The 3,735-nt window shown below is 34.5% G+C and carries 3 protein-coding genes and 1 rRNA gene; 2 read left to right on the forward strand and 2 right to left on the reverse strand.

Going from position 1 to position 3,735, the window contains the following annotated elements:
- Positions 1 to 92: ribosomal RNA gene (gene rrf / locus BM253_RS16975) — 5S ribosomal RNA — on the forward strand; the annotation flags it as partial.
- A 339-nt stretch (positions 93 to 431) separates the two neighbouring features.
- Here the strand turns inward: rrf and BM253_RS16980 are convergent.
- Positions 432 to 1,721, reverse strand: coding sequence for a UDP-N-acetylmuramoyl-tripeptide--D-alanyl-D-alanine ligase (locus BM253_RS16980; protein ID WP_091526677.1), 1,290 nt, complete (start codon positions 1,719 to 1,721; stop codon positions 432 to 434).
- A gap of 149 nt (positions 1,722 to 1,870) precedes the next feature.
- A complete protein-coding gene (gene fumC / locus BM253_RS16985; RefSeq protein WP_091526679.1) occupies positions 1,871 to 3,268 on the reverse strand; it encodes a class II fumarate hydratase in 1,398 nt (465 codons plus the stop codon).
- A 154-nt stretch (positions 3,269 to 3,422) separates the two neighbouring features.
- On the opposite strand from fumC, the gene BM253_RS17400 reads away from it, so the two are divergent.
- Positions 3,423 to 3,581 (forward strand): hypothetical protein, encoded by a 159-nt coding sequence (locus tag BM253_RS17400; protein ID WP_177205821.1) that lies wholly within the window; start codon positions 3,423 to 3,425, stop codon positions 3,579 to 3,581.
- Positions 3,582 to 3,735: the final 154 nt, after the last annotated feature.

Raw genomic sequence — 3,735 nt, forward strand, 5'->3', positions numbered from 1 at the left:
GGCTCACCTCTTCCCATTCCGAACAGAGAAGTTAAGCCCGATTGCGCAGATGGTACTGCATCTTAATGTGGGAGAGTATGTCGCCGCCTTTTTTTAGAAAGTCCTTTACTGAATAGTAAGGGACTTTTTTTGGTTTTTAACCACAGATCTCACAGATTGGCACGGATTTTAGGCTTACATAGAAACTTTGAACGTTAAACTTAAAACAAATATTACTCTAAGATCAAACATCCAGCATCAAACATCGAACATCTAACACCAATCAGCCCGCAATAGGTATGGAACGATTGTTGCCCTTCGGCAAGCTCAGGGTACAAAATAAAAAGCGACTAGCGACAGCCCGGCCTGTAGCGACAGCAGAAGGGATTGCACTAATAAACCATAAAAAAACTCCTACGAATGCAGGAGTTTAAATAATTTGAAGAGTTTGTTTATAATTTTTCAAGAATTCGTTCTAATGCCATTCCTCTTGATCCTTTTATTAAAAGTAATTCTTGAGTAACTTGAGCTTCTTTCAACTGATTGAAGAAATCTTGGATATTTTTGAAGTATTGCACTACATCATTTTTTACTTGAACTTTAAAGAAATGCTCGCCTATAAATATCGTTGGGATTTTAGTTTCTATTACCTGATTTATTGTTTGTAAATGTTCTTTATCTGACTCGTTTCCTAGTTCAAACATATCTCCTAAAATCATTAGTTTTGAAGGATTTTCTAACTGATTAAAATTTTCTATAGCAACATGCATACTGCTTGGGTTTGCATTGTAGGCATCCAACAAAATATTTTTATCGTTTACTTTTGTCCATTGTGAACGGTTGTTTTGTGGTACGTAATTTTCTATGGCTTGCTTAATAGTATCAATTGAAATATTGAAATACAAACCTATCGTAACAGCAAACGCCATGTTTGGTATGTTATATAATCCGGTAAGGTTCGATTTTATCTCAATACCATTTAATTCAACTGTTGCCATTGGTTGTGCCTTCGCATTTGTAATTTGAATATTTGCCAACGAGTTGCTTTCTATTGAAAATCCAAACCGATTACTGTTTGATGTTTTATCTGTCTGAATAGGATCATCAAAATTTACGAAAATGGTTTTGTTGTTGCTTTGTAAATAATCATACATTTCGCTTTTGCCTTTTATAACACCTTCGATTCCGCCGAAACCTTCTAAATGTGCACGACCAAAATTTGTAATAAAACCAAAATCTGGTTGCGCAATGGTACATAAAAGTTCGATTTCTTTTTGATGATTGGCACCCATTTCAATAATTGCCAAATCGGTTTCTTCTCTTAAACGTAATAGAGTCAGCGGAACGCCGATATGATTATTTAAGTTTCCGATAGTAGCAATCGTATTGTATTTTGTACTTAAAACGGCATGCAATAACTCTTTACTTGTAGTTTTTCCGTTGCTTCCTGTTAGTGCAATTACCGGCAAACCTATGTGAAATCTATGAAAAGCAGCTAAATCTTGTAGTGTTTTAAGAACATCATCAACTATAATTAGCTTGTTGTTTTCTAGTTTTCTTAAATTTTTATCATCAACCACAGCGAATGCAGCTCCATTTTCTAAAGCTTTTAAAGCAAAATCGTTTGCGTTGAAATTAGCTCCTTTCAATGCGAAAAAAAGACTGTTTTCGGTGATGTTTCGTGTATCGGTACTTACGCCGTTACATTGATTGTATATAGAATAAAGTTCGAATATTTCCATAAAAAATAAAGTCGTTAGTTGACTTTTTACTGATTGATGCAAATTTAAAACTATTTTTTGATACAATTAAAAGATCGTATCATCTTAAAAAGAAAACAGTCCTTAATAATGATTAAGAACTGTTTTTTATTTTGATAAATCGATTTGAATTACTTCAAACTACCAACCATTTCTTCGGGTTTTACCCATTCATCGAATTCCTCAGATGTTACATAACCTAAAGAAATTGCTGTTTCTTTTAAAGTAGAATTGTTTTTATGTGCTGTTTGAGCAATTTCGGCTGCTTTGTAATAGCCAATTTTTGTGTTTAAAGCTGTAACCAGCATCAGTGAATTATCGACTAATTCTTTAATTCGATCATAATTAGGTTCGATTCCCTTCGCACAATGTTCATCAAAAGATACACAGGCATCGCCCAATAAACGAGCCGATTGCAAAAAGTTTGCAGCCATTAAAGGTTTAAAAACGTTTAATTCGTAATGACCTTGAGTGCCACCAATGGTAATAGCAACGTCATTACCCATTACTTGTGCCGCAACCATTGTTAATGCTTCGCATTGTGTTGGGTTTACTTTTCCGGGCATGATTGATGATCCTGGTTCGTTTTCAGGAATTAATATTTCTCCGATTCCCGAACGCGGACCTGATGCCAACATGCGGATATCGTTTGCAATTTTATTTAATGAAACAGCTAGTTGTTTTAAAGCTCCATGTGTTTCTACAATTGCATCGTGCGCAGCCAAAGCTTCAAACTTATTTTCGGCAGTTATGAATGGATGTCCTGTAAATTCGGCAATATATTTAGCTACCAAAACATCATAACCTGCAGGTGTATTTAAGCCTGTCCCAACTGCGGTTCCGCCTAAAGCAATTTCTGATAAATGGCTCAATGTGTTTTTTACCGCTTTTATACCGTAATTTAATTGTGCCACATAGCCCGATAATTCCTGACCTAATGTTAGCGGAGTAGCATCCATTAAATGTGTTCGACCAATTTTAACGACATTCATAAACTCGGTTGCTTTTTTTGCCAATGTATCGCGTAATTGCTCAACACCCGGAATTGTTATTTCCACAACAGCTTTATAGGCTGCAATGTGCATGCCGGTTGGATAAGTGTCATTTGATGATTGCGATTTGTTTACATCGTCATTCGCCTTTAAAACCGGTTCGCCTTCGCCAATTTTAAATCCTGCTAATACTTGTGCGCGATTGGCAATAACTTCATTAAGGTTCATGTTTGATTGTGTACCGGAACCTGTTTGCCAGATAACTAAAGGAAACTGATCATTTAATTTATCGGCTAAAATTTCATCGCAAACAGTTGCAATAGCATCTCTTTTTTCAATTGATAGAACGCCTAAATCATAATTGGCATAAGCCGCAGCTTTTTTTAAATAAGCGAAGCCTTTGATGATTTCTAAAGGCATTGAAGCGGCATTACCAATTTTAAAGTTGTTGCGTGAGCGTTCTGTTTGTGCGCCCCAATACTTATCGGTAGGTACTTTTACTTCGCCCATTGTATCGGTTTCAATTCTATATTCCATCTATTGTTATTTATAATTAATATAAATAAAGGTATGAAAAAATACTGGCTTATTTGGTTTATGATGGAATTTTTAGAATTTATTATGATTTTTGTTTGGGTTGTTAAAGTTTCGTTCTATCTTTGTAACTGTATACACACAAAATTCCGGAATCATGTTTGAATTTCAACAATTTATAGCTTTTATTATTGGTTTAACTATTATGACCATGGGTTTTTGGTTAATGATTTTCCTTATCAGCTTTGTTTTATACTGGGCTACAGGTGGGGCAATTGATTTAATGAAAGAAAATAAAGCTAAAAAAAAAGCATAATTTAGTTATGTTATAAAAAAATCCTTTTGAACTGAAAAGGATTTTTTTTGTGGCACAAAAAAGAAGGTGTCTAAAAAGGTCACCTTCTTTTGTTTATAACGATTTTTTTATAATATCTATTTTTATTAAGCAGCGAGAAGTTCAAGACTTCTCA

It is taken from the genome of Paenimyroides ummariense, from assembly GCF_900115115.1.
GTDB classification, from domain to species: Bacteria; Bacteroidota; Bacteroidia; order Flavobacteriales; family Flavobacteriaceae; genus Flavobacterium; species Flavobacterium ummariense.

Excerpts from the sequence above, each read along its gene's own strand:
- BM253_RS16980 (WP_091526677.1), bottom strand. The coding sequence starts at position 1,721 with ATGGAAATATTCGAACTTTATTCTATATACAATCAATGTAACGGCGTA.
- fumC (WP_091526679.1), bottom strand. The coding sequence starts at position 3,268 with ATGGAATATAGAATTGAAACCGATACAATGGGCGAAGTAAAAGTACCT.
- BM253_RS17400 (WP_177205821.1), top strand. The coding sequence starts at position 3,423 with ATGTTTGAATTTCAACAATTTATAGCTTTTATTATTGGTTTAACTATT.